At 54.3% G+C, this 26,193-nt stretch carries 20 protein-coding genes and 2 pseudogenes; 7 read left to right on the plus strand and 15 right to left on the minus strand.

Going from position 1 to position 26,193, the window contains the following annotated elements:
- Positions 1–6: 6 nt before the first annotated feature.
- From urtD to BTHE68_RS20550, 5 genes are all read right to left on the minus strand, one after another.
- The gene (gene urtD / locus BTHE68_RS20530; protein ID WP_174258099.1) at positions 7–792 is read right to left on the minus strand and encodes an urea ABC transporter ATP-binding protein UrtD; all 786 of its coding nucleotides are present in this window, start codon (positions 790–792) and stop codon (positions 7–9) included.
- The gene (gene urtC, locus BTHE68_RS20535) at positions 792–1,829 is read right to left on the minus strand and encodes an urea ABC transporter permease subunit UrtC (RefSeq protein WP_232077978.1); all 1,038 of its coding nucleotides are present in this window, start codon (positions 1,827–1,829) and stop codon (positions 792–794) included. The genes urtD and urtC overlap by 1 nt, the downstream gene beginning before the upstream one ends.
- The gene (urtB, locus tag BTHE68_RS20540; protein WP_162068057.1) at positions 1,826–2,728 is read right to left on the minus strand and encodes an urea ABC transporter permease subunit UrtB; all 903 of its coding nucleotides are present in this window, start codon (positions 2,726–2,728) and stop codon (positions 1,826–1,828) included. Before urtB ends, urtC begins: the two co-directional genes overlap by 4 nt.
- 13 nt (positions 2,729–2,741) lie before the next feature.
- The gene (gene urtA / locus BTHE68_RS20545; RefSeq protein WP_162068058.1) at positions 2,742–3,929 is read right to left on the minus strand and encodes an urea ABC transporter substrate-binding protein; all 1,188 of its coding nucleotides are present in this window, start codon (positions 3,927–3,929) and stop codon (positions 2,742–2,744) included.
- Between the two features lie 759 nt (positions 3,930–4,688).
- Complete coding sequence (locus tag BTHE68_RS20550; protein WP_162068059.1) at positions 4,689–6,089, minus strand: putative bifunctional diguanylate cyclase/phosphodiesterase; 1,401 nt, start codon at positions 6,087–6,089, stop codon at positions 4,689–4,691.
- 1,076 nt (positions 6,090–7,165) lie between these two features.
- On the opposite strand from BTHE68_RS20550, the gene BTHE68_RS20555 reads away from it, so the two are divergent.
- Together BTHE68_RS20555 and BTHE68_RS20560 are read left to right on the plus strand one after the other, a co-directional pair.
- A complete protein-coding gene (locus BTHE68_RS20555; protein WP_162068060.1) occupies positions 7,166–7,438 on the plus strand; it encodes a hypothetical protein in 273 nt (90 codons plus the stop codon).
- A gap of 11 nt (positions 7,439–7,449) precedes the next feature.
- Positions 7,450–9,015 (plus strand): methyl-accepting chemotaxis protein, encoded by a 1,566-nt coding sequence (locus BTHE68_RS20560; protein WP_232077979.1) that lies wholly within the window; start codon positions 7,450–7,452, stop codon positions 9,013–9,015.
- 444 nt (positions 9,016–9,459) lie between these two features.
- Here the strand turns inward: BTHE68_RS20560 and BTHE68_RS20565 are convergent, their stop codons facing one another.
- The 8 genes and pseudogenes from BTHE68_RS20565 to BTHE68_RS20600 form a co-directional block, all read right to left on the minus strand.
- Positions 9,460–10,680, minus strand: coding sequence for a pyridoxal-phosphate-dependent aminotransferase family protein (locus BTHE68_RS20565; RefSeq protein WP_162068061.1), 1,221 nt, complete (start codon positions 10,678–10,680; stop codon positions 9,460–9,462).
- Positions 10,681–10,956: 276 nt separating this feature from the next.
- A complete protein-coding gene (locus tag BTHE68_RS20570) occupies positions 10,957–11,751 on the minus strand; it encodes an aldolase (RefSeq protein WP_162068062.1) in 795 nt (264 codons plus the stop codon).
- Between the two features lie 59 nt (positions 11,752–11,810).
- Positions 11,811–12,323 (minus strand): helix-turn-helix domain-containing protein, encoded by a 513-nt coding sequence (locus BTHE68_RS20575; protein WP_232077980.1) that lies wholly within the window; start codon positions 12,321–12,323, stop codon positions 11,811–11,813.
- Positions 12,324–12,423: 100 nt separating this feature from the next.
- Complete coding sequence (locus BTHE68_RS20580) at positions 12,424–13,761, minus strand: MFS transporter (RefSeq protein WP_162068064.1); 1,338 nt, start codon at positions 13,759–13,761, stop codon at positions 12,424–12,426.
- Positions 13,762–14,280: 519 nt separating this feature from the next.
- Positions 14,281–15,323 (minus strand): annotated as a pseudogene (locus BTHE68_RS20585) (IS5 family transposase).
- Positions 15,324–15,403: 80 nt separating this feature from the next.
- Complete coding sequence (locus BTHE68_RS20590) at positions 15,404–16,102, minus strand: glutamine amidotransferase (protein ID WP_162068065.1); 699 nt, start codon at positions 16,100–16,102, stop codon at positions 15,404–15,406.
- Between the two features lie 11 nt (positions 16,103–16,113).
- Positions 16,114–16,911 (minus strand): YggS family pyridoxal phosphate-dependent enzyme, encoded by a 798-nt coding sequence (locus BTHE68_RS20595; protein ID WP_162068066.1) that lies wholly within the window; start codon positions 16,909–16,911, stop codon positions 16,114–16,116.
- Positions 16,912–16,975: 64 nt separating this feature from the next.
- Positions 16,976–17,185, minus strand: coding sequence for a hypothetical protein (locus BTHE68_RS20600; protein ID WP_162068067.1), 210 nt, complete (start codon positions 17,183–17,185; stop codon positions 16,976–16,978).
- Between the two features lie 322 nt (positions 17,186–17,507).
- Here BTHE68_RS20600 and BTHE68_RS20605 point away from each other — a divergent pair, with 322 nt between their 5' ends.
- The 3 genes and pseudogenes from BTHE68_RS20605 (at position 17,508) to BTHE68_RS20615 (ending at position 21,448) form a co-directional block, all read left to right on the plus strand.
- Positions 17,508–18,191 carry a haloacid dehalogenase type II gene (locus tag BTHE68_RS20605; RefSeq protein ID WP_232077981.1) on the plus strand — a complete coding sequence of 228 codons (684 nt, stop codon included), beginning with the start codon at positions 17,508–17,510 and terminating at the stop codon, positions 18,189–18,191.
- A gap of 207 nt (positions 18,192–18,398) precedes the next feature.
- The gene (locus BTHE68_RS20610) at positions 18,399–20,057 is read left to right on the plus strand and encodes an MFS transporter (RefSeq protein ID WP_162068069.1); all 1,659 of its coding nucleotides are present in this window, start codon (positions 18,399–18,401) and stop codon (positions 20,055–20,057) included.
- A gap of 260 nt (positions 20,058–20,317) precedes the next feature.
- A pseudogene (locus BTHE68_RS20615) lies at positions 20,318–21,448 on the plus strand (IS3 family transposase).
- Between the two features lie 210 nt (positions 21,449–21,658).
- Here the strand turns inward: BTHE68_RS20615 and BTHE68_RS20620 are convergent.
- Positions 21,659–22,453 (minus strand): acetoacetate decarboxylase family protein, encoded by a 795-nt coding sequence (locus BTHE68_RS20620; RefSeq protein ID WP_162068070.1) that lies wholly within the window; start codon positions 22,451–22,453, stop codon positions 21,659–21,661.
- 165 nt (positions 22,454–22,618) lie between these two features.
- Complete coding sequence (locus BTHE68_RS20625) at positions 22,619–23,944, minus strand: LLM class flavin-dependent oxidoreductase (RefSeq protein ID WP_162068071.1); 1,326 nt, start codon at positions 23,942–23,944, stop codon at positions 22,619–22,621.
- 429 nt (positions 23,945–24,373) lie between these two features.
- On the opposite strand from BTHE68_RS20625, the gene BTHE68_RS20630 reads away from it, so the two are divergent.
- Together BTHE68_RS20630 and BTHE68_RS20635 are read left to right on the plus strand one after the other, a co-directional pair.
- Positions 24,374–24,853: a hypothetical protein gene (locus BTHE68_RS20630; protein ID WP_162068072.1), complete on the plus strand. Its 480-nt coding sequence runs from the start codon at positions 24,374–24,376 to the stop codon at positions 24,851–24,853.
- Between the two features lie 408 nt (positions 24,854–25,261).
- The gene (locus tag BTHE68_RS20635) at positions 25,262–26,134 is read left to right on the plus strand and encodes an NAD(P)-dependent oxidoreductase (RefSeq protein WP_162068073.1); all 873 of its coding nucleotides are present in this window, start codon (positions 25,262–25,264) and stop codon (positions 26,132–26,134) included.
- Positions 26,135–26,193: the final 59 nt, after the last annotated feature.

The following is a 26,193-nucleotide window of genomic DNA, read 5'->3' on the forward strand; positions in this document are numbered from 1 at the left end:
TCCCAGTCAATGACCTAAATAGACTTCGATGACACGAGGGTCCGATTGAACCTGTTCGACCGTACCGTCAGCCAATAGGCGACCTTGATGGAGCACAGTTACGCGCTGTGCTATCGACCTTACGAAATCCATGTCGTGCTCGATAACGACCAACGACTTGGTCGCCGCGATCTGTTTGAGAAGCTCTCCCGTTTGCTCTCGCTCCTTCGGCGACATTCCCGCTACAGGTTCGTCGAGCAAAAGAAGCTCGGGATTCTGAACAAGCAACATGCCAATCTCAAGCCATTGCTTTTGCCCGTGAGAGAGCAGGCCCGCTTTTCGCCCCAGCTGAGGCAGCAGCCTGATCTGCTCCGCCACCGAATCGATACGTTCACGTATTGCGGCAGTGCGCCGAAAGAAAAGTGAGTGCCGAATACTGTGAGCTTGCGGGATAGATATCTCGAGATTCTCCCGAACGCTTAAATCCTCGTAAATCGATGGATTTTGAAACTTTCGCCCCACGCCTGCCCGGACAATTTTGAATTCTGTCATCTCGGTGAGCTCGATTCCGCGAAACCTCACGCTCCCCGACGTTGCTCGCGTCTTTCCACAGATGAGGTCCAACAACGTGGTTTTCCCGGCACCGTTTGGGCCAATGACTACACGCAGTTCGCGCTCACATATCTTGAGAGAAAGTTCGTTGACAGCTTTGAACCCTCCGAAGGAGACAGTCAAGTCACTGATATCCAACATATCGAGCGACGAGCCAGCCTCTTCGACACCGGGTGTTATTCCTGCGTTAATTGCCTGCATCACGCTGCGTCTCCCCGCCGAAAAAGTCGTTCGGTCACGCCTGCTAGTCCTCGGGGCATCACAGCCACGACTAGAATAAACATCGCCCCCAAAAAGAAGAGCCACCCTTCAGGAAAACGCTCGGACAGATAGGACTTCATGAATCCGACCAGGAGAGCGCCGAGAACAGCGCCAGGAACAGAAAGTCGACCACCCACTGCCGCGTATATGACCATCTCGACCGAGGCGACGGCGCCAATTGATGCGGGGCTGACCAACCCGACCTGCAAGGTGAAGAGTGCACCGCCGATGGACGAAAGGACTGCGGCAGCGGAAAACACAAACGCTTTGAATAAAGCCGTGTCGTACCCTGAAAATCGAACTCGGTCCTCCCGGTCTCTGATCGCAATCAAAATCTTGCCCAGCCGAGTCTGAATTAACCAGACTCCAAACATCATGGCGAGAACGATGATGGCTGTTTCGACAAAATAGATCTTCTGTCGTGCCTCGTCGCTCAGGATATCCGCACCCATCAAAGTCTTAAAATCCGTTATGCCGTTTGCCCCGCCAGTATCACCCTGCTGACCGATGATGAGAACCGTCATCGTAAGTGATAACGCCAGTGTCACAATTGCGAAGTAGACTCCACTTACTCTTTTGGCAAAGAGCGCGTACGACAATGGAAATGCGATGGCAACGGGGACAACCAGGATCGCCGCCACAGCAACTGGAAAATGCGCAAATGGTTGCCACCACCACGGGAGCTCATTCACGCTACTCCACACCATAAAGTCCGGCAGGTTCGGTGCTGATGCCTCCAGCTTCAGAAACATCGCCAACGCGTAGCCTCCAATGCCGAAGAAGATACCTTGACCAAGAGATAATATCCCGCAATATCCCCACGAGATAACAATCCCAATGGCCACGAGCGAAAAGGCAAGATATTTTCCGAACTCGCCGATCCAGAACGGCTCCACTAAGAACGGCAAGGCGACTACCACCACGGCCGTCAATCCGCAAGCAAACCAAGACAGAGACCTGGGGCTCAGATTCTTCACGTTCTCACCTTCGATACAAAGAGGCCGTTGGGTCGAAAATACAGAACGGTGATGAGCAATACCATAATCAGCACTTTTGCCATTGAACCGCTCATTAAATACTCAAGGGTAGTTTGTGACTGCGCAATCACGAATCCAGATGCGGCCGTACCCACTAGGCTGCTAATTCCCCCGAACACGACCACGATGAACGAGTCCACGATATACAGCTGACCGGTACCAGGATTGGTGGACCCGATCATCGTGAAGACCGCTCCGGCTATGCCAGCAAGGCCCGAACCGAGCGCAAACGTCATGGCATCGACTCGGTTAATATCGATTCCGACAGCGGAGCTCATCTTCCGATTTTGGGTCACTGCTCGCGCACGAAGTCCCCAACGCGTCCGGTAAAGAATCATCCAGATAACACCAGCCACCACCGCCGTTAAACCCATAATGAAGATGCGATTGAGTGGAAGCTGGATTCCACTCACTGGTTCCCAAGCACCGCTTAGCCACGATGTCAAAGGACTGGATACTTCCTGAGCTCCGAAAATCGACCTATATACTTGCTGTAAGATCAAACTTAAACCCCAAGTCGCGAGCAAGGTATCAAGAGGTCGATCGTAAAAGTAGCGGATGAATACCCTCTCCAAGAAATATCCGAAAGCGAACGTCGATATAAAGGCAACGAAAATCGCGACGAACAGGTACACTCCCATCAATCCGGGAAGAAACGCTTGGAAGAACTGAGACGTGAGGTAAGTCATGTAGGCACCAAGCGCCATCAGTTCTCCATGGGCCATATTGATCACGCCCATGAGACCAAAAACAATTGCAAGACCGAGCGCCATCAAAAGAAGTATGGTGAAGCTACTAAGCCCGTTGAAGATCTGCATCACGAAAATATCAAAGCTCATGGTGCCTCACTCCTTAGAGCTTCGGGAACGGATTAGGCTCAATCAAACCTGACTCGTACACGACATCGAACTGACCATCGGGTCGCGCCCGCCCGACTCGTACCTTCTTCGCGGTATGGTGATTTGTTTGGCTGATGTGGATATCGCCTTCTGGAGCATCCAAGCGCAGGCCCGCAGACGCTGCAATCACCTTGGGTACGTCGAACGACTGCGCTTTCTCAGCCGCAAGCTTCCAGAAATAAACAGAGTTGTACGCACACTCCATCGGGTCGCCCACCACCCGGTTCTGACCGTACTTTCCTTTGATCGCTTTCACAAACGCTTCGTTACGAGGATTTTTCAAGCTTTGGAAATACCCCATGCAAGCGTAGTATCCGGCCGCATTTTCCCGTCCGATCCCCTCAATCTCGTTCTCCGAGACAACCGTTGAGAGCAATTTCTGCTTCTGGCCATCGAGGCCTGCCGCTTTAAGCTGCTTGTAGAAAGCAACATTGCTTCCACCCACCACCGTCGAGTAGATCCAGTCCGGTTTTGCAGCCTTGATCTTGTTGATGATGGACGAGAACTCGGTATTGCCTAACGGCGCATATTCCTCTCCAACCACGCTGCCGCCGACCTTTGCGATTGTCGGCCTCGCAATCTTGTTGCAAGTACGCGGGTAGATGTAATCTGAGCCAACAAGAAAGAATGTCTTTCCCTGCTGCGTTGCCATCCATTCGATGGCCGCAATCACGGATTGGGTAGCTTCTTGTGAGGTGTAGATGACCTGTGAGTCCTGCTCCTGACCTTCATAGTAGGTCGGATAGTAGAGAAGCCCATGCTGCTGATTTAGAACCGGCAGAACCGCTTTGCGCGAAGCTGATGTATAGCATCCGACGATCGCTGCGACCTTATCGCGCTGAAGGAGCTTCCGAGCTTTCTCCGCGAAGGTTGGCCAGTCACTCGCGCCGTCTTCGATGACCGTTTGAATCGGACGCCCCATCACACCGCCAGACATATTAATCTCGTCGACAGCAAGCTTCTCAGCATCAACTAACGACGCTTCAGCGATAGCGATTGTTCCAGTGAGAGAGTGGAGCAGCCCAAGTTTCACGGGCTCTGCCGCAGACGCTAGCGTTGGCCAGGAAAGGCTCCCAGTTACGGTGGTTGCAGCTGCTGCGCCGCTTAGTTGGAGAAAACGACGACGAGATACATTCGACATAGCACTCCCTCTTTTTGCGTTGTGCCGGCCTAAATTCGGCCGGGGTTATCCAGCGTCCGATCATCGTAGGCGCACTGTTTTAGAATACTGCGGACGCAAAAAAGCCCCGCAGGACGCGAAGCGTCTAGGCAGGGCTTTTTTGCCATGTACCTAACCGGCTCTGTTGACGGTGGGTACAAAAATAAGGTGCTAGTGCGTAGATTAGTTTTGCTAATCAACAATCGTCAACTAGAGGTTTTCACTAGTCAACGATCCTCGCCCTTCTGCATCAACTCCAATCAGCGAAAGGCCGCCAACTCACGAAGCTCTTTTGAACGGCAGACTGTCTCCTCGAGGTTGCTCGGTGGCAAACTCGTCAGAACGCAAAAGGGCCCCAGCCACAAATCGTGGCTGGGGCCCTTTTGCCCTAGACCTAGTCGGCAATTTTGGCGACCGGTCCCAAGAAATCATTTTCGCGAGTGAGTCCAACTGTTGCCTTTATAGGCACGTCAAAAACGTGCGTCAAGTACTTTCGCACGCTCCAGAAGATCTGGCGGGAGATCTCTTCTGTAACCGTTGAAACGCCTGAATATGCGGCTGCGCAGCAAGGGACGACTGCAATCGCGACCACGAAGTGCCCGGCAGCGCGGCGTTGATAGTGGTGGCTTTTTTCCTTCATCGGCCATGGTCGCTCAGAAGCCGGCCCCAAGTACACGTCGTACGATTGCTCGCCCCTCTCGTCGAACCGCCTCTGATGATTTCGAGCCCCGATGCAGGACCTCACGCGGAGAGTCCATTCACTTCCTCGCGCGCGGCCCGAATACTCGAGTTGCCCGTGGCATCCGTGTTCCGTGCAGCCTCAACCAATCGTAAAGATCCGATACCGTCAACCGCGTCGCTGAAAAGATGACCTTGTCCTTGCTGACATCCCAGATCCAGTAGTCGCTTGCCTTCGTCGGGTTCTTCGATGCCTTCGGCTGTAATGGTAAGGCCGAGCCCTCTACCAAGGCCGACGAGGGCCGCTACAATTTCTGCGCTTTGCGTCTCGTCTAGCATTCCGTGCACAAAGCTGCGATCGATCTTGATTTTGTCGAGCTTGAAGTTTCGTAGGTGATAAAGGCTTGAGTAGCCTGTCCCAAAATCGTCCAAGGCGATTTTGACTCCCGCAAATCTAAGCTCAGCGAGCATGCTCTTGGCAACGTCGAGATCACGAACTAATGCTGTCTCTGTGATTTCAATCTCTAATCGTGCTGGAGCAATGTCTGCGTCTTTCAGCGCTTTAAAAACCCTGCTGGCTAAGGACGGGTCTCGCAATTCAACTGCCGAAACGTTGAACGAAAGCGTGATGTCACCGGGCCAGAGACGGGCAAAACCGCAAGCGCGGCTCAGCAAGGAATCAGTAAGCTTGCTAATTAGCCCTGTGTCTTCCGCTATCGCGATGAAGCGCTCGGGTGCCACCTGTCCAAGCGCGGCGTGATGCCATCGCGCAAGCACCTCGAAGCCCGCAATCTTACCTGTTCGCAGATCAATCAGTGGTTGGAAGAATGGCTCGATCTCCCCTCTTGAAAGCGCGATTCGGAATTCTCTTTCGATGAGGTCACGCTCACGGACGTGACAGTCCATTGCTTCGTCAAAGAACCTGAGGCCGGATGCCCCGGTCGACTTTGCCCGGTATAGCGCAACGTCCGCCCGTCTCATGGTTTCATCACTCGTGCCCCCCGCGAACGGAAATATGCAAATTCCAATCCCGGCGCCAACGGAGTGTTCAAAGTTATCGACCTGGAGTGGTTGCGCCAGAGATTCGAGGATCCGAAGTGCGAGGCCCGTGGCGCTTTCAGCGCTTGGCAATTGCCTCGCCACAATCGCAAACTCGTCGCCGCCTAACCTTGCTGTGATATCTCCATTGCGAGTTACTCCGACCAATCTTTGACCAACCAAAACCAAAGCGCGATCACCCGCAGCGTGCCCGAACAAATCATTGATCCGCTTGAATCCATTTAGATCCATCAAGATCAATGCATGACAGGCGCCACCTGCTATGGGCGCGGCCATGACATCCTTCAAAAACTCAACAAACGCCCGCCGATTGGGAAGTCCCGTCAAAAGGTCTTGGTAGGCCATCTGGCGCAAGCACTCTTGGGCAGCCCGTCGTGCCTCGGCTTCCTTCTTCTGCTTTGCCATGCGTCGCCAGGAAAAAACCAGAAGACTAAGGCAGAGCACCGAAGCGAAGATTGGAATTTCTTCCGGAGTGATCGTCTGCTCGCTCGGTACTTTCGCTCGGGGCAGGAAGACATCTACCTTGAAGAGAACGTATCCTGTAACTAGTAAACATGCTGTTAAACAGAGTACATCAACCAACACAACCCTGTGGCGCCTCATCGCTCGCATGCATGTTTTCAATCTGTAACTCATCGCGTCTTGGAGTCTCCGTGAGCACGTTGTCTAACGTGCTCGAACCGTCAGCTCAAAACGACTTCTATCCCTGACGAGCCTATGCCAGGGCAGACGTCGTCCATATGGTCGAGCTTCTGGGGTGTGGTCGATCTAGCTTGAATACATTTGCCAAACAGTTCGATTACTTCATACCTACATTCTCTTCACGCTTTCCTAGGAAGCGTTGTCTACCGCTTGAAAATTTCTGGGGGACTTCTCCGGCTATCGAACAAATTTGCGCAAACTGAAGATCTTGACGGCATTTTTTTGCAATCCATCGTCGTCATAGCTGTTATGAGCTACTGGGTGTTGCATGAGCGCCGGTTGCTTATCAGACTGCCCCCTTTTCTAACGGAGAGAGTGTCAGCAAGAAGTTGAATGATAGTTGCCAGGACTCGCACGGTTCGATGCTCAAGCGCGGGTGGGGCTTTGTGCCGTTAGAGTGGCTTCCGTCGAGAATTAACCGAACAACCCGCTGGACACATCAATGTGGTCACGTCCAAGCACTTGAGACCGGCGTCAACTCGACCTCCGAACGAGAAAAGCGATCGCATATCGTTCGTGCCGACAAGTGCCTTGTTCGCACCTTGTGAACCGTGCGCTTTGTGCCACCCCCTGTCGGCATGGACGCGGTAATCGATGCGTTTCTCCAGCAAGAACGGAGAAGGTTGCATTCTTGGTGGGCATCCACTCTCTGATGCGTTACTGCGTAACGCACGTTTTCCCTTAACTGAATCGCACTGGGGCCGTAGTAATGAAAATTCCTGAGTATGTACTTAGCGAACGGCCATCGGAGCAACATTGACAAAATCAAGAGGAAGTCCATGGCCCTATCGAACTCCGAGCGCCAAAAGCGATATCGAACAGTTCGACTCGGCGCGGGTGGTAAGCATGAACGCATTAGCTGTCTCGTTCCCATCCCGTCGAAAAGGAACCTTGAGCGTCTGGCAGCGTATTTCGGATGCACCATCACCGGCTTGATCGTGCGACTGATCGATGAAAAGACCGCCGAGGTAATGAATTCTTTGGATGACGAGGGGCGGCAGCGCTTCTTTGCACAAGCGACGAGCGAGAAGCAAGACGCCGCCCAGAAATGAAACGGAACAAAATGAACATCTCTATTTCCAAATGGCTTGCGATTGCGTTAGGCGTATCGGTCTCTTCGTTGGTCATCGTAGGAGCTGGCGGCCTGTACCAGCTAAACCGCGCTGAGCAACGGTTTGAATATTTCCAAAAATCCGTCACGCAGTCGGTCGACGACCTAAATTCGGCCATATCTAACATTGGCAAGAATCGACTTCTCCTGTTCCGATGGATCAATCAAACTAACCCGGAGAGAAAGTCTTCGATTGCGCGGCAGATGATCGAGAACCTTGAGTCGGCGCGTTCGGCCCTCGACAAATACGAGCGCGAAGACGCCACGGATGCAACGGACAAGGCCCTGCTCGAGAAGGAGCGCGCCGCGCTCACTGTCTTCGCAGACGGACAAGAGGACTTCATGACGGCTTACACCCATGATAACGCGAACGCTATCATGGAACGTCTCGAAGACGGCGGTTCGCTTCGTAACGCCAGCCTTGCTGTTGAAAGAGAAGTGCAGCAGCACATTTCATATAACATTCAACGAGGCGACGCCCTGCGTCACGAGAATCAAACCGCCTACGAGCGCTCCTTCATCACCTTGATTGGTGTCATCCTGCTTTCGTCTATTTTCAGTGGCGGTCTGGCGTTGCGCCTGCAACGCTCAATCGTGCGTAGCCTACGCAACATGAAATCGGCGCTGGAACATGCGAGAAGCAATCTTGATCTGACTCAACGCGTCAGCATTGCTCGAATGGATGAAGTGGGCCACACGGCTCAGGCCTTCAATGATCTTCAAGCCAATTTTGGGAAGGTCATCGGGGCGGTTCGATCGGCAGCGGATGCCGTGCGCATGGCCTCGCACGAGATTTCGAGCGGAAACGCAGATCTCTCTGTTCGCACGGAGCAACAGGCTGCATCCCTCGAGGAGACCGCCGCGAGCATGGCCCAGATCACACAGACGGTTAAGCAAAACGCTGATAACGCCCGTCACGCTGACGTACTCGCTGGCGGCGCTAGCAATCTGGCGGCGGACGGAAATCGAGCGGTCAACGCTATGCTTGAGAGCATCGAACAGATCAGTCAGAGTGCTGGCAAGATCTCAGAGATTACAGCGGTAATCGAAGGCATTGCATTTCAAACCAATATTCTCGCGCTAAATGCGGCTGTTGAGGCCGCACGAGCCGGCGAGGAAGGGCGCGGCTTCGCAGTGGTTGCAGGTGAAGTCAGGTCTCTGGCTCAGCGTTGTTCGCATGCGGCGAAGGAGATCAAGTCCCTGATAGAGGCTTCCGTTACGACCGTGCGCGACGGAGCCGCCCAAGCACGCGAGGTAGGCGCGACGGTGACTGAAGTGAAGCAAGCAATCGAACAGGTATCGACGATCGTTGGAGAGATTGCTGCTGCGTCAAGTGAACAACAGACCGGTATCGAGCAGATTTGTCAAGCAGTAAGTCAGATGGATCAGGTAACCCAGCAAAACGCGGCCCTTGTGGAGCAGGCAGCTGCTGCAGCCCTTTCTCTAGATGAGCAAGCTGAGTCACTCACGTCCTCGGTCTCCGTGTTCAAAGTTGCCACCGTACAATCGATTCAATAGCGTCGGACGGTCAGCCGGCCCTACCAGGTCTGCGGCAGAAAGTTGGAAAATATCCACATCCACATTCGCCGCCGCAGGCCAATTGCTATGTCAAATTCCTGTGAGGCCCTGAAGGCTAATTTTGGACGCAGCGTTCACGGATTGCTCGGTGATCTTCGTCAGTGAACCGTTTGACTCAGTTGCACAAACGACACTCCTGTCGTCGCCGGCGTAGTCTTGGTAGAGAAATTTCCCATCCGAACTCATCCAGGAGTCGTTCGCGAAAGCCGAGGGCTGACCCCTCACGGGCGGCTCGGTAGCAGCGAAAGCGTTAACCAACGCCAACATTAATTCGAATCGAGTGCATGTGCTGTTTACTAAACGAACCGGATTCTTCTGCCAAAAAACGAGTTGGCCCGGTTGCTCACTCGAGCGCGGCGACTCGGCGCCGCGCTTGGATCCGCGTTACGCAGCCGCCTCGAAGTGTGGCTGTTTGGCCTGGCTTTGTAGCCAGTCCATTGCTGCCGGAAGACCGCTTGATACGATTGGTACTCCACTCAAGCGAAGCCCCATCTCCACGCCGGCCAAGGTCGCCATCAGTGTCAAGTCGTTACAGTCGCCAAGGTGCCCGATCCGGAACATGCGGCCTTTCATCTTTCCGAGCCCAGTACCCAAAGACATATCAAAATTGTCGTAAATGACCGTTCGAACCGAATCCGCGTCAACCCCCTCCGGCATCATCACTCCCGTGAGCACCGGGCTATAAACGGATGGATCGTTACACTGAATCTCAAGTCCCCACGCCCGTACAGCCCGACGGCAACCTTCAGCCAACCGGTTATGACGCTCAAAGACCTCTTCAAGCCCCTCCCCGAGGATCATGTCAATCGCCTCGGCCAGGCCATACAGCAGGTTCGTATTCGGCGTATAGGGCCAGTACCCGCTCTTGTTCATCTCGACGATTTCCGACCACTCCCAAAACGCTCGCGGGAGCTTTGCCGTCTGGCTCACGGCGATCGCTTTCGTTGAGATAACGTTGAAGCTGATTCCCGGCGGGAGCATCAACCCTTTCTGCGAGCCGGATACAGTCACGTCTACGCCCCACTCGTCATGGCGATAGTCCGCGCATGCCAAACCGGAAATCGTGTCGACCAGGAAAAGTGCAGGATGACCCGCAGCATCAATTGCCTGACGCACCGCCGCGATGTCAGAGGTAACGCCCGTCGACGTTTCGTTATGAACGACGCAAACTGCCTTAATCGAATGCTGTTTGTCTTCGCGCAGGCGCTTCTCAATCAAGTCAGCCTGCACGCCGCGTCGCCAGCCTTCGATCCCTGGAAGCCCTAAGAATTCTGGACGCAGACCAAGGCGCTCCGCCATTTTCTTCCACAACGTCGCAAAATGTCCCGTTTCAAACATCAGAACGTGGTCACCGGGACTCAACGTGTTCGACAGCGCCGCTTCCCACGCCCCGGTTCCTGATGCGGGGTAGATCACGACCGGCTGTTTTGTTTTGAAGATTTTTTTGATGCCGTCAAGCACTTGCAGACCGAGCATGCCGAATTCCGGACCGCGATGGTCAATTGTCGGGTAGCTCATCGCTCGTAGGATCCGATCCGGCACAGGGCTCGGCCCGGGAATCTGCAAGAAATGACGGCCTGCGGGATGAAAGTCTAACTTGAGCATTGACTCCTCCAATATATTTGCACAATCAAGATTCTGGACAGTGAGCAACATTCATCTGCTCAAGTACGTGTCTGGGTGCCTTCTTGCGTGCTGCACGCAAATCCACTTGGCACTGGTTTAGTCCCGCAGAGCAATCAGGCACGACTAGCTAATGGAGCCTCATTCAATTTGTTCAACTAAATATGAAGGTGTCTTTGTTGGCGGGCAAAAAACCTTCTTCTAGCAGCGCACACTTATCTTTGAAGCTCACCCCTTACAAAAAGGCTGCTGCATACTTCAGGTACCCGCGCTGTCGAGAAGCGTCGGCTCATCTTTCAGGATGCGGCGGGAATAGTACGCGAAGGTCGCACCAATAGTACGGGGCTTCAATCGGTAGTCATGTGCTTCCTTTGCCCGCGCGGGGTCGATTGCCTGAATCTTTCCACAACTCATTGCCATAAGTTGGAGACGCGCGGCTTTCTCGAAGAAAAGCGCCATGATTGTCGCTTCCTCGACCGTCCCGCAGGCGCACAACTGGCCGTGATTCGCGAGCAAAATGCTTCGCTTGTCGCCTAGCGCTTCGTTTATGATGCGCCCCTCGTCATCTCCCACAGGAACGCCAGGCCATTCCGGCAACCAAGCACAGTCGTCGTGGAACATCGATGTATCCATGTGGGCTGCTTCAAGAGGGACGCCAATCATGGACAGCGCGGAGACATGCGGAGGATGGGTGTGAATGACGCTGTTGACGTCCGGACGATGCCGATAAATCCAAAGGTGAAAACGATTCGAAGGGTTCGGCATGCCCTCACCCTCGAGAACGTTCAAATCGTCGTCGACCAAAAGCAGGTTGTCTGGTGTGACTTCTTCCAGACCAAGTCCGAAACGCAACATCCAATACGAACCGGGCTGCGCTGCGCGAGCCGTCAATTGCCCAGCAAGGCCTGAATCGTGATCTGCCGCTGCCAGCATGCGCGCCGACAGTGCCAGCTTTTGCTTGATAGTCCACTCTGGGATTGCCAAATGACGCTCAACGTTGGCCGCTGTCTTCTTCAGATACTCGTCCTTCGACCGAATTTGCACTGTGCTCATGACTAACCTCCGTGTTAGTGAAACCTAAAGTATCACACATGAAACTTTGTGTCATGTGTTCATTGCGAGTTTTCCGGTGGGGAATACACCACCACAAGTACTTGGGCCTGACCTGCCACGCAGCGGGTTCGGTGTTGAATGTGCGAATCGAAGTAAATTGAGTCCCCCTCGTCAAGCCGTATCCGTCGGGCCGGGAATTCGATCTCGACGGCACCCTCGAGCACGAACATGAATTCTTCGCCCACGTGCTGGAAACGGCGATCATCTTGGAACTCGCGAGGCGGTTTCATGATGAAAGGTTCCATTGCACGCAGTGCCTTGTGGCCCGCCATAGACTCGTAGTTGCTCCCGGCTTTCGAGCCATTCCTCATGAATGGCTTGCGCTCAGATTTCTTCACTACAGTGATCGAGTCGTCGATTTCTTCGTCTCCCAACAGTTGTCCGACACTCAGCCCAAAGCATCTTGCTAGCCGAAGTGCAGTTGAAATCGAGGGTACCGACAGGCCACGCTCCACCTTGGACAAGTATCCCTTCGTGAGCCCCGACGCCGTCGCCAACTCGTCCAAGCTCATCCCTTTCTGCTTTCGCAGAAACAGAGTCCGCTTCCCGAGTCCTATCGGATCGCTTGGTACAGAAGGTTCATCGTGTTCAGTGGGTGCAGCCTTCGATACGTCAGTCATATAGATGAGAAGCCTTGTTTCGCTTGCGAATTGAATAGAACGCAATGAGGCTGAGCACTGAAAGCGATACAAGATAGATCGATACGGGTAAGACGCTGCCCGACGCCCAATGCACTAGTCCTGTTGCGATAAGGGGAGTGAGGCCACCCGAGACCGCCGCGCCAACTTGGAAACCCAAAGATACGCCGCTGTAACGAACCGCCGTCCCGAACAACTCCGGAATTACACTCGCCTGGAGCGCGAACATTATGCCCTGCGTCATGACCATGCCGATCACAACCGCCATCGACACCAGAAAGGCATCTCCTGTATTAATCATATACATGACGGGGAACGCGAGGATGGCTGCCGAAATAATCCCAAACAAATAGACCTTCGTGCGACCGACCTTGTCCGCAATCGCGCCGGCCAAGGGCATACAGACGAGTTCGCACCCAGCGGCGATCAAAATAGCCGTGACAATGACGTTGTCCGGAAGTCCGAACTTCTGGTGAACAAACGTCACAGCGAAGGCGCCAAGAACACCGGGCCACGCAACTTCGCTCATCTTCAACCCAGCGGCGATGCAAAGCTCACGCTTGTAATATTTGAAAGCGTCTAGCGCAGGGACTTTTGATGTCTTCGATTGGGCCCGCAGACGCCTGAAGGCCGGAGTCTCAGACACGCGGGCTCGGAGAAATGCTCCAACAAGCATCATGAGCAAGCTGACCAGGAAAGGGATTCGCCAGCCCCAAGAAAGCAAATCCTCGCGTGGAAGCAACATCACCGGTAGAAACGCTGCCGAAGCGAGAATCCGGCCCGCCGGGTTTCCGATCTGTACAAGGCTGCCATAAAGCCCGCGACGATTCGGCGGGGCGGTCTCAACTACCATCAAGACAGCACCACCCCACTCTCCACCCGCTCCAATCCCCTGTACAAGCCGCAGCACGATCAGGCATATGGGCGCCCATATCCCGATGCTGTCGTACGTCGGGAGAACCCCCACCAAAGCTGTACCAACGCCCGTCGTCAAAAGTGTGAGCAAGAGCGCAACTTTACGTCCGACGCGGTCGCCGAAATGGCCGAACACAAGCCCCCCAAGTGGCCGAGCGAAGTAACCCACTGCGTAGGCGCCGAATGCGCTCATCGCGCCAACGAAGGGATCATTGGCCGGAAAGAAAAGATCTTTAAATACGAGGGCAGCTGCCGTGCTGTACACAAGGAAGTCATACCACTCGATGACCGTGCCGACTACACTTGCGATAAGTACCTGCTTAACTCCACCTTCGCTTGCCTCGGCCGAAGCTCCTCGCGAGAGATCCGACAAGGGATCGATGTCAGTCCGTTCCATCTTTGCTCCTGTGGGTTGTCCATAGGAAACAAAGTATCCTCACTAAATGGGAAACACAAACCAATTCTGGTCGGTGGTTTTACCGATGCTGACTCGGCACAGAATTTGTAACGGGTGCCCAACAATAGATTGAATCTCGCCTTCGCGACAGCAGAGGTATGCGTAGAATGAGATCAATCGTGTGCGCTGCGGGACTAGCAAATGTCAGTCCGCTAACCAGCCTCAGCACACGTAACCCTAATGATTCGAGCGGCTCACTGCCGGCCGTTGACGTGAGGATGAGCCGAACGCGTGTTGATTACGGGGGTGTCTATCTTTAGGAAGATCGACTCTTACTGTGATTTCTTGAGTGCTCGCTCGACAGAACACGCGAATCTAGCAGGCTGTTGAAAAATCCTTTCTTGAACGGGCGCCCGCTTACTCGAGAGAGCCAACGCGGCGTGCATTCCCACCTAATTCGACGCCGAAGCTCTTTGATTCAGGTGGCTGCTAATGTCGCATCCTTCTACGCGTTCGCACTCATGCCGCCCGAGCGGCCAGCGTTCGCATGTGCGTCAGGTTGTTGGCTGCCTGAGTCAGCAGAAAGAGTTGGTCAATGCACTTCAGACCACGATACATGGCCTGCGGAATCTTCCCGACCGTCTTGCTCCAACCCAACACCTGCTCAATGCATTTGCGTTTGCGCTGACTGAGAGCGTAGCCGGGCCATCGTGTCATTCGAGCATCGATGGCGGAGCCGTCTGCGCGGCCGACGTTTTGTGCCACGTGCGGCGTCACACTATTCGCGACGCACGTTGCCACGAAGCACAACATATCGTAGCTTTTCAACAGTGCCGACGGTAATGGACGTACCGTCGACTCGCGCGGGGCCTGCAAGCATCTGCGCCGACCTGGCTCGCTTCGCCTTGCCGATGGCGTGCGTGACCTGCGCGTTCACCAACAGACCATGTCGATTATCGGTCAGCACGTGACCCATGTTGCAAAGCATCGCGCCCGTCCCACGACTCTTGCGAAACAAACGCGCCTGAGCGTCCGTATTGGATTCATGCGTGTCGTTGCTACGCTTCTGGCCACGCCAGTTCTCTTAAAAACCGGCCCCGCCGTCGGGCGGAGAGTCGTCTTCCGACATCGTCTTGGGCGCGAACCTCTTGTGCCCAGCCGAACCCTGAATGAGCGTGCCTAACAGACTAACCATGAGATCGTGAACCATCAGTAGGTCACGGTTCTTACTGAAGGTGGAGTGGTCCCAAGCCGCAACGTCCATCGCAAGTTCGACGAACCAGCGAAACAGCATGTTGTAGGAGATTTGCCCATCAACATGCGCTCGCTCCGTATCGAATACAGCACCTGCGACAGCAATGCGCGAATTAGTTTCTCCGGCGCGATGCTCGGACGACCGCCCTTGAGCTCGCTCTCATAATGCGCGAGAAGACCGCGTTCATGCGAGCGAGCGCATCGTTCAACCACAGTCGAATCGGTCGCATTGGGTGTTTAGCTGGCAAAAAATCGTCCGGTCTGGACATCGTGAACATCGATTTGGCGTCGCCGTCCGCACCGCGCATCGCTTCGGTCTTTGTCTCGTTCGGTTCCTTCAATCAACGTTTGCCCCTACAACCCGCGCAGAGGGTATTTCAACAGCCTGCTAGAGCCCTGCCGAGTCGAGCCAATGTCTAACAACTTCGTGAGCTATTTTTGCCAACTTCTCGCCACCCTCGAGCGCTTGGCGACGAAGAGTTCGCGGATCGATTCCGGCCTGCGCGAGCTCACTTGCATGTCCCACCAACCAACGTTCGATCCTTAGGGGATTTGCTTCGAGATGAAACTGCAATGCGAGAGCATGGTCGCCCACACTGAAAGCCTGGTTCGGACACTTTGCCGTGCTTGCAAGCCGCACAGCACCGTCGGGAATGTCGAACTGGTCTCCATGCCAATGTAAAACAGGCGCTCGTCCGATCCTTGACAGCGCACTCCTCGATCCTTCAGACGTCAAGTCAAGCGGACTGAACTCAATCTCCTTTCGGCCCATCGAATACACCGCAGCACCCATCGCCCGAGCCATTAACTGAGCGCCAAGGCAAATTCCGACCATCGGAAGCTTTGCCTGCAGCCGCTGCGAAACAAGCTTCAATTCCTCCCCAACGAAAGGATACAAGTCATCATCGAACGCTCCGATTGGCCCCCCTAAGACGACCAACAGATCAGGTTGCAGCGCGTCAATCTTGGAAAGATCGTCACCCGTGGCATCGACGTAACGAACTACGAAATCTCTGTTCTCAAGCAACGATTCGATCGTCCCAAGGTCTTCGAAGTGAATGTGTCGAATAGCGACGGCAGTTTTCATACGCAAAACTCCTATTGGCTCCTTTGTGACGGCCAGTAATAGCTATCCGGAAGTGCTCTGGCGCCGAAAATTGCTTGACCTACACGTACGGTCGTTGCACCTTCCTCGACCGCAATCTCAAAGTCCCCAGACATTCCCATTGATAGGTCGTCAAAAGCTGCCCCCCCGAACGAACCATCCTTGAGTCGCTCTTGAACGCCCTTCAAACATCTGAAACAGGCGCGTACCCGATCTCGGTCCTCTGATAACACCGCGAGCGTCATCAAACCACGAACGCGTAGCCAACTGTATTTGCTTAGTGCCTTCGCAAACGTCGGTACATCTGCAGGATTCAACCCGTACTTGCTTGGTTCATCTGACGTGTTTACCTGTATCAGAACACTGAGTGGCCGTGCCTCGATCTCCAATCGTCGATCAAGTGCTTCAGCGAGCTTCAGACTATCGAGCGCTTGGAACTCCGACGCGAACTTTGCCACCACCTTCGCTTTGTTCGATTGCAAATGCCCGATCACCGCCCAAGCTGCATCCGGGAGATCCTTCAGCGCGGCGGCTTTCTTGGCGGCCTCCTGGACCTTGTTTTCACCAAAACTGCGACATCCAACGCCATATGCCATGCGGATGCGCTGATCGTCGATAGTCTTAGTAACCGGAAGCAGTCTGACACTGCCAGGGTCGCGACCGCTACGCTCACACGCTTGCGCTATGCGCACACGAACCGATTCTAAATTAGCCGCAATTTCGCTTGAGGTTGTGGCTCCCGGGTAGTTATTTCCAACGCTCGAGCTCGATTCTATATCTGCCCGGTCCACAGTCTCTGCGCTACCCTCTACGTGTGATCCCACCCTATCGCCTCCGAAGTCTTTCGCCCAGACATTAATTACGCCAACCTGACGTTGCGAACGCCGCCGGGTTGGCCTGAGCAGCGTTGTACTGAGCACTCACTGATCGCTCAAGCCCGCTCCACACCCATGATGTCGTGATATCGGGGTGTGCCTTCATCACCAGCAACCCCGCGCAGTACAGCGCAAAGCACACCGTCGCACCAAAAGCGACCTTTTCGAGAACCCGAGCGTAACGCGGCATGGCAACCTCCATGATCCACCAGACACTATGAGATGGCATCCCTCATTGAAGGGGTGCAAGGATTTTCGTATCCAATGCGCCCAAGTCTCGACCAATGTCTTCGTGTACGCCATAAACAAAAAGTCATAGCTGCTATGAGAGAAACCACAGTGCGTGACGCGCCCGCGATATGCGGCCTCCTCATAGGTAACCTTTTAAGTTATGTTTTACCAGAACAATGTCGCGACGCTCATCTCGCGTAAACCCTGATCATTCAACCGCACGTTACGCCGTTTTAACCGGATATACTGGTTTCACATTGTTACTCGATATGGAGATAGACGTGGACTCGATTCGTGCTTGTATCTTTGATGCGTATGGCACCCTCCTTGACGTCAACTCGGCCGTCATGCGGCATGCAGACGCTGTCGGGAGTTGCGCTGAGGGACTGTCAGCAGTCTGGCGACAACGTCAGCTCGAGTACTCATGGACTCGGACCCTGATGGGCAAGTACGCTGATTTTTGGACCTTGACGATCGAAGCACTTGAATTCGCTATGGAGAGCTTCGGCCTCCAAGACCGCTCCGATCTTAAGGAACGACTGCTGGACGCGTATTTTGAACTCCGCGCATACTCTGACGCGCTCCAGACGCTGCAAACCCTGAAGGAGCAGGGCTATCTAACAGCAATCCTGTCCAATGGAAGTACGAGCATGCTTGAGGGTGCCATGCGTGCAGGAAATTTGGACTTGACGCTTGACGCGTGCATCTCTGTTGACGACATCAAGATCTACAAACCCGACCCCCGTGTTTATCAATACGCATGCGAACTTCTCAAGGTACGCCCAAACGAAGTGTGCTTCGTATCGTCCAACGCATGGGACGTCGGAGGAGCGGGTGCATTCGGCTTCAATGCCGTTCGCATAAATCGGCAGAACAATCCGGTCGAGTACAAATTCGCGATGCAGAAGCATCAACTCTCGGCGTTATCAGAACTCCCCGACCTGCTCCAGCGGTTCAAGCGGTAAATAGCAATACCAATGTGCACCCCATCGGGTTCGTAGCGTAGCCCCGGGAAATTTCGGCCAATCAGGACACAGATTTCCAAATCTGATGAGGAACTCAAACGCAGCATTCCCGTAGTCATTGCATGCCGCCTTATCGGAAGCCAATATTAGCGTTGGCTTCGCTCGGCTGTTGACCATCGAAGTTGAATTAGATTCAGGAGACAAGGAATGGCCACACTTGACGGGCGGGTAACGCCCGCCCCTATGAGTAAGGAAGAGCGTCGAGTAATATTCGCATCGTCGCTAGGCACGGTATTCGAGTGGTACGATTTCTACCTTGCTGGCTCGCTCGCCATATACATTAGCAAGACATTCTTCTCTGGCGTGAACCCAGCAGCCGGATTTATCTTCACGCTACTCGGATTTGCCGCTGGGTTCGCCGTTCGTCCGTTCGGTGCGATTGTCTTCGGCAGACTTGGGGACATGATTGGTCGCAAGTACACGTTTCTTGCAACCATTCTTCTCATGGGCCTATCCACCTTCGTCGTGGGCTTACTACCTGGTTACAGCACGATGGGCATTGTCTCGCCCATAATCTTCATCGTCATGCGTATGCTGCAGGGGTTGGCCCTGGGAGGTGAATATGGGGGTGCGGCAACTTATGTCGCTGAACATGCGCCCCCAGCGAAGCGTGGTGCGTGGACTGCGTGGATTCAAACCACGGCTACGCTGGGACTATTCATTTCGCTACTTGTCATCCTCTCGGTAAGAGCAATTCTTAACGAAGCCGCGTTCGCTGCTTGGGGTTGGCGAGTACCCTTCCTTGTATCCATCGCGCTCTTGGGAGTATCTGTCTGGATCCGAATGCAACTGCACGAATCCCCAGTGTTTGAGCGCATCAAGGCTGAAGGAAAGACATCAAAAGCTCCATTGTCGGAAGCATTTGGTCAATGGAAGAACTTAAAGATCGTCCTCTTGGCCTTGTTTGGCCTCACAGCAGGTCAGGCCGTGGTCTGGTATACAGGTCAATTCTATACCCTCTTTTTCCTTACCCAAACCTTGAAGGTTGACGGTACCAGCGCGAACATGATGGTCGCAGTTGCCTTGCTGATCGGCACGCCTTTCTTTTTGTTCTTCGGCGCACTGTCCGACAGAATTGGACGCAAGCCAATCATCATGACAGGATGCCTCATTGCGGCCCTTTCATACTTTCCGCTGTTCAAGAGCCTGACGCACTATACCAACCCGGCACTCGAAGCTGCGAGTGCACGTGCTCCGATTACCGTTGTGGCAGATCCGTCGCAATGCTCGTTCCAATTCAACCCCGTGGGTACGGCGAAGTTCACGAGTTCATGCGACATCGCGAAGGGAGCTTTGTCCCGAGCGGGCCTCAACTACGAGAATGTTGCCGCGCCCACAGGAACGATTGCCGAAATCAAGATAGGCGAAACAATCGTCAACGCGTACGACGGCACGCTAGCAGATGCAAAGATGAAAGCGGCCGATTTCGAAACGTCTCTGTCCCAGACACTTAAGCAGGCCGGTTACCCCGAAAAGGCTGATCCAAGTCAGATAAATTGGCCTATGGCGATCGGAGTGCTCACGATCTTGGTTTTGTTCGTGACCATGGTATATGGTCCGCTTGCGGCGATGTTAGTAGAATTGTTTCCGGCCAGAATCCGATATACATCGATGTCCCTACCGTATCACGTCGGAAACGGCTGGTTCGGGGGGTTCCTACCAGCAACTGCATTCGCAATTATTGCAGCCAGAGGAAACATCTATTCAGGACTTTGGTATCCAATCGTGATCGCCGGCGCAACTTTCATTATCGGCACACTATTCCTGCGGGAAACCAAAGGCTCTACCACGTACGATCTGGACTGACCTTCAGACTCGATTTATCGAAATTGACCGCGCGCGTTCTCGGCGCAGACCGCTACAGTCCTCCCCGTGACTGGGGAGGACTGTATGTTTGGCAAAGCAAGGCCCGGGGAAACTGTCGCAGGCAGCATCTTGCTGCTGAGATGTATTTCAGACAAAGTTTGTGCGACCCACCGCAAGCGCCATTCAGAGGTACTTTGACCTTACCCCTCTGAAGTATCCCACTGTAAAGTTAGTGGCAAGGCCGCAGGAGAAACCTTGTCATGAAGAAGTCGCGGTTCAGCGAAGAGCAGATTATCGGTGTGCTGAAGGAAGCCGATGCGGGTATGAAGGTCGCAGACCTGTGCCGCAAGCACGGCATATCGGATGCGACGTTCTACAACTGGCGTAGCCGCTACGGCGGCATGGATGTGTCGGAAGCGCGCCGATTGCGGCAACTGGAGGAAGAAAATCAGCGCCTCAAGCGGCTGGTCGCGGACCAGGCGCTGGACATCCAGGTTCTGAAGGATGTTCTTGGAAAAAAGTGAGTTCGCCCGCGCAGCGCCGGGAAGTCGTGCAGCAGGTGATTGAACAGCATGACTATTCGGAGCGCCGGGCGTGCGTGCTCGTTGGTCTGAATCGCAGGACGTTCCGGCGACCGGTGTCGCCCGACGCCGACCGCGAAGTCCGGCAACGGATGCGCGAGCTGGCACAGGAGCGGCCACGGTTTGGCTCGCCTCGACTGCATGTCTTGCTACGCCGGGAGGGGCTCGTCCAGAATCACAAACGGACTGAGCGGCTGTACCGCGCAGAAGGCCTGTCGCTCCGCCTGAAACGGCGAAAGAAGCGTCCGAGTCATCTGCGCGTGGTCATGCCCACGCCGAACGGCGTGGACGAAAGCTGGGCGATGGACTTTGTTGCTGATGCGCTTGGTGCATGGCCGACGCATTCGCATGTTGACCATCATTGACACGTGGAACCGCGAGTGCCCCCACATCGAGGTCGACTTCTCGTTGACGGGCGTTCGCGTGGCGCGCGTGCTGGAGCAATTACGTCAGCGGGGGCGATGCCCGAACCTGATTCAGGTTGATAACGGGCCGGAGTTCGTGAGCAAGGCGCTCGACGCATGGGCGCACGCACATGGTGTCAAGCTGCAGTTCATCCGTCCGGGTAAGCCGGTGGAAAACGCGCACATCGAGAGCTTTAACGGCCGACTGCGCGAAGAGTGTTTGAACCAGCATGCCTTCGTCAGTCTCGACGATGCACGAAAGCGAATCGAAGCCTGGCGCACGGACTACAACTCGGTGCGCCCGCATAGTGCCTTGGGGCAACTGGCGCCGGACCAATTCCGGCAACTGCATCAACCGAAAACCGGCGAGACCACTAACTTACGAATGGTGTACTCAGCGGGGTAAGGTCAACTTCAATACATAGCAGCGACGGGCTATCGTAACGATCGGACCGTTCCCTCTTTGAACGATTAAAATGACGTGCCCCGAGTCTCGGACCTACGAAAAATTGCCTCGCACGAAGATAAGGCAACTTCCAACAACACGCTAAATGAAGGGACGGTTCTACGCAAGGTTTTTCTCGACCACTGCGAAACTCGGCCCTCACCTAACGCTCTAGTAGCGCTTAAGAACGAGAATATCGTCCACAGTGAAAGCGAAACTGAAGCGATATCCAGCGATCACCTCCAAGGGTCTCAGAGCCGATACCTCGAAGGACGGGTCGTCGAGCATCTCTAAATCTGCATCCCCTTTCCAAATCTCTCCAATTTGAACGTCGCGAGATTTGAGTTGAACCAGATCGTGTACGAGGGGATTACCGTGGTTCCCCTTCGATAGATCTGGGAAATAACGTACATTGACTGCTCGCGCGAAGTCCGGCGTTGGCAACTCTGACGTTTTCTCTCTCAGTTTCACGCGCGCAGTAGCGAACCTACGGTCCTTTACTGCTAGCGTCGCTCCAAAGTTGCCGCCCTCGCCAACATTGGGCGAGGCCTTCGAAGGCAGCTCATAGCTTCGGGTAATCCACACCGACCCGATCTGCTTCGGCCAGCCGGCGACCAGCCCACGCATTAGCGAAACGTCCTGGTCGACCCAAATAAATGGGCAGAACGCCACCGCCTCACCGTCGAGTTCCGCCGAAAGCAAGAAAATTGTTTCCCGATACTGGCTTCGCACCGGGTCCAGATTCTCTTCACCGTGTTCAGTCACGGATTGCCAGTCGGCAAAGTACACCGCCGCGCTATCGGACCGCAACTTTAGGCCTGGGGGGAGGAAACTCGCAGCTGCCTGCGCTTCAACCCTATACTCAATAGCGAGCGCATTGGCAACGTAATACCACGGTGGATTCGGCGCCAGGCTACACCGTCCCAACGGTGTCCGTGGCAGAGAGAAGCCTTTCAAATCACTCATACATACCCCTTCTGATTTTTACGTCTGGCACGCATCCGATGCTTCCGGTTGCTTGATGGTCGAGAAGACAACGCTCGCAATCGTACGAGACAGCGCAATGGCCTGACTTTGCTATTCGGCGTTCTTTTGAACCGGCTCGCTTCCAACGCAACAGACCTTCATTCTTCACCGACTTGGGAAGTGTCGATTCGGCGGACGCTTAAGTCCTAAATGTTCACGCAGCGTCCGGCCCTGGTATCCAGTACGGAACAGATGGCGTCTTTGGAGTTCGGGGACCACTCCTAAAGCAAAGGCTTCCAGCCCCATGGGCAGGTGCGAAAACAGAATTGTGAACCCGTCTGCCGCATCTTCCACGAGCCATTGTTCCATTTGGTCTGCGATGTCTGCCACCGTCCCGACCATCTCAAGTCCAGAAAACCCGCCAAGTCGCTGAGCCAACTGCCGTATCGTCAGAGCTTCCTTCCGTGCGAGTTCAACAATACGCTGGCGACGGCTCTGACTTGCATTACTTTCAGGAATCTCCGGCAGCGGCCCGTCCGGGTCCAAATGAGCGACCTCACATCCCAATGCAATGGAAAGCGACGCCAAGCCACTCTCAAAGTGAACTAGGGTGTCAAGACGCTCTCGAATCTCGCGAGCCTGGTCCCTGGACTCCCCGACTACAACAAAAGCCGCTGGCATGATCTTGATATCGCTCGGGGAACGTCCCCGTCCTTCGACGCTTCGCTTCAATTCGCGATAGAACCGTTTTCCTTCGCTCAGCGTCGCCTGCGCAGTGAATACCACATCCGCCGTCTCGGCTGCAAGCAGTTTGCCCGCACCAGAGGCTCCTGCCTGAAATATAACCGGCCACCCTTGGGGAGGGCGGGCAATATTCAACGGTCCTCTTACCGAAAAATGAGGCCCTTTGTGATTCGGCACGCGCATCCGAGCCGGGTCGAAATAACGACCGGATTGCGCATCTCGGATGAAGGCGTCGTCAGCCCAGCTATCCCAAAGGTCCGTCACGACTTTGAAGAACTCCGAAGCACGATCGTAGCGATCATGGTGCTGCGCATGTTCGTCAAACCCGAAATTTTTCGCTGCGTCGGGATTTGCAGTTGTCACGATGTTCCAGCCTGCGCGGCCGGCACTCAGATGGTCAAGCGAGGCGAACCGCCTCGCCACATGAAAAGGTTCTTCATAGGTTGTTGATGCCGTCGCCACCAATCCAATACTATCAGTCATTGCTGCAAGATTCGAAAGCAAAGTCAGCGGCTCAAAGGATGTCACGGTGTGGCTATGCCGGAGCGCTCCAAGTGGCATGTTCAAGACGGCGAGATGATCAGCCATGAAGAACGCATCGAACTTTGCTCGCTCTAAAGTGCAGACAAAGCTTCTAAGATGCTTCAGGTTGAAATTCGCGTCTGCATGGGCGCCAGGGTAGCGCCATGCTCCGGTATGTATCGTGGTCGGACGCATGAATGCGCTTAAGTGTAGCTTCCGATTCATAACGCTCCTTCTCTGTCAGGTCGAGTCGCAGCCTCGGTCGGCCGTCAAAGTGTAACCGCTGTATCAGTTAATTGCTGGTTTACATAGTTTTACGAGTCCGCCGGCAGGTCTTCTGTCGATAGCGAAGACACTTAACGAATCTCACGAACGCGAAGCCTTGGACAGCCTGCGGGCGCTTTCACGCAGTACCGGTAGTCGAAAACGGAATAGCTTGGTGTATCCGAACTTTTTGACCTTAACCTTTGGCAGAATAACGCCCTAAACATAGCAAAGCTGTAGGCCACTGCGTCTAACGTGTTCAGACAGTGGTCCTTCAGTTGGTTCGACCTTCGCCGTGCCAAGTCAGCGATAACTGACACGATTGACACAACGTCCGGTCGAGGCACTGTCGAAGCTATCCGTCGCAGGATATGAGAGTCCGGAACGATCATGCGCAACTCCTTCATTCAAGCCTCGTCGCGTGCAAGCGGAAAGGGCCAAACGAAAAGCAAGCTGCTGCTGCTTCCCGTTGCAAGCTCTCGCTTTCTCGATTTTTCTTTGAGAGGGCATCTGGCCATCGAAGCGTTTCGTTGCGGCGAAGCGAACGAGTCTCTCCTTCGGCATTTCATCCACCTCGCCTGCTTCGCATTTTTTCTTCAGGGTTACGGCTATGGGACCGCCTCGATTGACTTGTTCCTGCGCGTCGCACGAGTGCTGGGGGCGACCGATAGCGTTGGCCGAAGCACCGACGTATGGCGGATGTCCGACAGCGATATTCAACCCATAGTCGATTTGCTTGCTTTAAACGACGCCCAGATGGCCATTGCGCCCAGAATCGTTGTTCACCAGACGAAGGAGCGTCTGGTGAAATTCTTGGACACCAACAAGAAGTGGCCTTGGACGGTTAAGCGCTCCACTTCCGTCGCCTGATTGGCGGCTGATGAGTCATTGAGACCTTCATTTTCCAAAATTACGCGGTAAAAAATTTGGTGTTCATTCCACAAGGGCAACGAGGATCGTGTTCTGAAAACCTCGTTGTAGCCTTAAAAACCACGCGATTCGGCAGCAAAACACCTATTTTATGGAATATCAGATATGAGACCAAAGCATAGCTTCTTGCGGCAATAAGAGCCAGCGTGCCTGCATAGCCCTTATGAACGTGGTCGAGCTTTTTCATACCTTGACCGCAGGTGGTCCCCCCAATAGGATTATCCAGGGCGAACTAGGTTTGGCGGAAAGGTGAGCCATGGCAAGGATGAGCTGGCCGATATGCCAAACTCCTAGCGTTAGATCCGTCTATTTATGTTCACAACAACACTTAGGACTTGAGGTACTGAAATGGCAAAAGTTGCTTTTCTCGGTCTGGGCGCGATGGGCTTCCCGATGGCTGGCTATCTCGCTAGCAAGGGTGGGCATGAGGTGACCGTTTTCAATCGCACGGCGAGCAAATCGGCTGATTGGGTCAAAAAGTACGGTGGTCATAGTGCGGAAAGCCCTACGGCAGCTGCGCAAGGCAAAGATTTCGTTTTCTCCTGTGTCGGCAACGATGACGACCTTCGCTCTGTCACCATGGGGAAAGATGGTGCGTTTCAAGCAATGAAAGCTGGCACCGTCTACGTGGATCACACGACTGCCTCGGCAAAGGTTGCGCGCGAGTTAAATGATGCTGCACGCTCCCATGGCATTGGGTTCGTGGACGCACCAGTATCGGGGGGCAGACTCGGCGCTGAGCGGGGAACGCTGACGATTATGTGCGGGGGTTCAGAGGAACATTACGGTTTGGTCAAACCGATTCTGGAATCGTCGTACGCACGCGCCATTACGCTGCTCGGGCCGAACGGATCAGGCCAATTGACGAAAATGGTCAATCAAATCTGTCTCGTTGGACTTATCGAAGGTCTATCAGAAGGCCTTCATTTCGCCCAGAAATCGGGGTTGAATATCGAGAACGTCATTGAAGCAATCTCCAAGGGAAGCGCGCAGTCTTGGCAAATGGAGAATCATTGGAAGCCGATGAGCGAAGGTCGATTCGATTTCGGCTTTGCTGTGGAGTGGATGAGAAAGGACCTGTCAATTTGCTTGGATGAGGCCCGCCGAAATGGTGCCAGCCTTCCCGGCACGGCTCTTATTGACAATTTCTTCTCAGAGATCGAGCGGATGGGAGGCGCTCGTTGGGATACGTCAAGTCTTCTCGCCCGACTGAACCGCTAGGAAGGAAGGCGCCAATAGCAAAAGGAGTAGCGGCTAGGCTTCCTTAATTAGTCGAGCGA

This window comes from Burkholderia sp. THE68 (genome assembly GCF_009938265.1).
In the GTDB taxonomy this organism is placed as follows: domain Bacteria; phylum Pseudomonadota; class Gammaproteobacteria; order Burkholderiales; family Burkholderiaceae; genus Caballeronia.

Coding starts and splice junctions, on each gene's coding strand:
- urtD (WP_174258099.1), bottom strand. CDS start 792: ATGCAGGCAATTAACGCAGGAATAACACCCGGTGTCGAAGAGGCTGGC.
- urtB (WP_162068057.1), bottom strand. CDS start 2,728: ATGAGCTTTGATATTTTCGTGATGCAGATCTTCAACGGGCTTAGTAGC.
- urtA (WP_162068058.1), bottom strand. CDS start 3,929: ATGTCGAATGTATCTCGTCGTCGTTTTCTCCAACTAAGCGGCGCAGCA.
- BTHE68_RS20550 (WP_162068059.1), bottom strand. CDS start 6,089: ATGGCAAAGCAGAAGAAGGAAGCCGAGGCACGACGGGCTGCCCAAGAG.
- BTHE68_RS20555 (WP_162068060.1), top strand. CDS start 7,166: ATGGCCCTATCGAACTCCGAGCGCCAAAAGCGATATCGAACAGTTCGA.
- BTHE68_RS20560 (WP_232077979.1), top strand. CDS start 7,450: ATGAACATCTCTATTTCCAAATGGCTTGCGATTGCGTTAGGCGTATCG.
- BTHE68_RS20565 (WP_162068061.1), bottom strand. CDS start 10,680: ATGCTCAAGTTAGACTTTCATCCCGCAGGCCGTCATTTCTTGCAGATT.
- BTHE68_RS20570 (WP_162068062.1), bottom strand. CDS start 11,751: ATGAGCACAGTGCAAATTCGGTCGAAGGACGAGTATCTGAAGAAGACA.
- BTHE68_RS20575 (WP_232077980.1), bottom strand. CDS start 12,323: ATGAGCTTGGACGAGTTGGCGACGGCGTCGGGGCTCACGAAGGGATAC.
- BTHE68_RS20580 (WP_162068064.1), bottom strand. CDS start 13,761: ATGGAACGGACTGACATCGATCCCTTGTCGGATCTCTCGCGAGGAGCT.
- BTHE68_RS20590 (WP_162068065.1), bottom strand. CDS start 16,102: ATGAAAACTGCCGTCGCTATTCGACACATTCACTTCGAAGACCTTGGG.
- BTHE68_RS20600 (WP_162068067.1), bottom strand. CDS start 17,185: ATGCCGCGTTACGCTCGGGTTCTCGAAAAGGTCGCTTTTGGTGCGACG.
- BTHE68_RS20610 (WP_162068069.1), top strand. CDS start 18,399: ATGGCCACACTTGACGGGCGGGTAACGCCCGCCCCTATGAGTAAGGAA.
- BTHE68_RS20620 (WP_162068070.1), bottom strand. CDS start 22,453: ATGAGTGATTTGAAAGGCTTCTCTCTGCCACGGACACCGTTGGGACGG.
- BTHE68_RS20625 (WP_162068071.1), bottom strand. CDS start 23,944: ATGAATCGGAAGCTACACTTAAGCGCATTCATGCGTCCGACCACGATA.
- BTHE68_RS20630 (WP_162068072.1), top strand. CDS start 24,374: ATGCGCAACTCCTTCATTCAAGCCTCGTCGCGTGCAAGCGGAAAGGGC.
- BTHE68_RS20635 (WP_162068073.1), top strand. CDS start 25,262: ATGGCAAAAGTTGCTTTTCTCGGTCTGGGCGCGATGGGCTTCCCGATG.